The 1,663-nt window shown below is 62.6% G+C and carries 2 protein-coding genes; both read left to right on the top strand.

The window, feature by feature from the left end:
- Positions 1 to 1,127 (top strand): ABC transporter substrate-binding protein (locus tag HMPREF1531_RS06105; protein WP_016669057.1); only part of this gene is annotated, 1,127 nt, incomplete at its 5' end.
- Between the two features lie 113 nt (positions 1,128 to 1,240).
- Positions 1,241 to 1,663 (top strand): ABC transporter substrate-binding protein (locus HMPREF1531_RS06100; protein ID WP_016669056.1); only part of this gene is annotated, 423 nt, incomplete at its 3' end.

The raw sequence follows: 1,663 nt of genomic DNA, 5'->3' as shown, positions 1-1,663 counted from the left end.
CCGCGGTGCTGGGCATCGTTCCAGAAGCCGCCTACACCAGCGACTACGGCGACAAACCAGTCGGCTCCGGGCCCTGGAAATTCGCCGACTACATCCAAGGACAACAACTCATCCTGGAACGCAACGACAACTACCACGGCGAAAAAGCAAAATTCGCCAAAGCGACGCTGTTGCTGATGGAACCGGATGCCGCCTTGGCCGCGGCCAAATCGGGGCAGGTGGACCTGGCCTGCGTCTACCCGGCCCTGTCCAAGCAGAATGTGGCGGGATTCACCCTGACCAGCCTGCCCACCTTCGGTTACCGGACGATCTCCTTGCCCTGCCAGCAACCGGGGGCCTGGGATGTCGAGGGCCAGGCCGTCGGCAACGCGGTAACCAGCGACCCGGCCCTACGCAAGGCCATGGCGACGGCCGTGAACCGCCAGCAGATCATCGACGAATGCCTGCTCGGCTACGGCGAGGTGGCCTTCGACTTCTTCGACGCCTTCGAATGGGGTATCAAGACGGAGACCGCAGCCCTCACCGACGGTGACGTGGAAGGCGGCAAGAGAATCCTCGACGAGGCTGGGTGGGTTCCGGGCAGCGACGGAATCCGGTCAAAGGGAGACCTCAAGGCAAGTTTCACCGTCTTCTATCCCCCGAACGACTCCGGGCGCCAGGCGATCGCCGAATCCTTCCGGGCACAGATGCAGGCCTTGGGCATCGACGTCCAGTTGGAGGGCATCGACTTCACCTCGATGCAGGACCGCAACCGTCAGCAGGGCGTCGTCCTCGGCGGGGGTCGGCTCACCCCCTACCACGAATACACATGCTTGTCGGAGACGAAAGCCAAGGCCAAGGGATGGCTGAACATCCCCTGCTACTCCAACCCCACCGTGGAGGCCCATCTGGAAGAGGCACTGGCTGCCACCACCCAGGAAGAAGCCTATGCAGCCTGGCACAAGGCCTTGTGGGATGGAACCACCGGAGGTTCCATCCTGGGTGAGAACCCATACCTGGTGATCGGCTATATCCGGCACAACTACTTCGTGCGTCAGGGGCTGGACATCGGCACGCAACATGCCCATCCCCACGACCATTTCCTGCACGTCATCCACAACCTCAACACCTGGGACATCAAGGCCTGAGGAACGGCCCTGCCGCGAGGCGCCAGCCACCCGCTGCAGGGCCCGGGACCACAGCTCCGGCGAACCCCAGATCGCCAATGACGAAAAACAACACCACACCTAAGGACGACATCATGAACGACTCCACACCTGGTTTTGCGCCCACCCGCAGAGGACTGCTGGTCACCGCCACGGGAGCCGCAGCGGCATCCTGGCTCGGGCTGTTGCAAGGATGCTCATCCAGCGGTTCCAGCGGCGAATCGACCCCCGGAGCACTCCCCCAACGGCTCACCGCCCACGAAGAACTCATCATTGCCCTCGACCAGTCAACGGTCTCCGCCCCCTTCGATCCGATCCAAGGCTGGGGGGACACTGGGGTGAATCCCTTCCACTCCACACTCACCGTCGCCGACAAGGACAACCAGATCGTCAACGACCTAGCCACCGGATACACAATCAGCGACGACAAACTCACCTGGACCTTCACCATCCGCGACGACGTGACATTCACCAACGGCGCACCACTGACCGCCCAAGACGTCGCCTTCACCTACAAC

The sequence above is a fragment of the Propionibacterium sp. oral taxon 192 str. F0372 genome (genome assembly GCF_000413315.1).
In the GTDB taxonomy this organism is placed as follows: domain Bacteria; phylum Actinomycetota; class Actinomycetes; order Propionibacteriales; family Propionibacteriaceae; genus Brooklawnia.
Note: the sequence above shows the minus strand (reverse complement) of the source record. Positions and strands in the feature narration are given on the sequence as shown.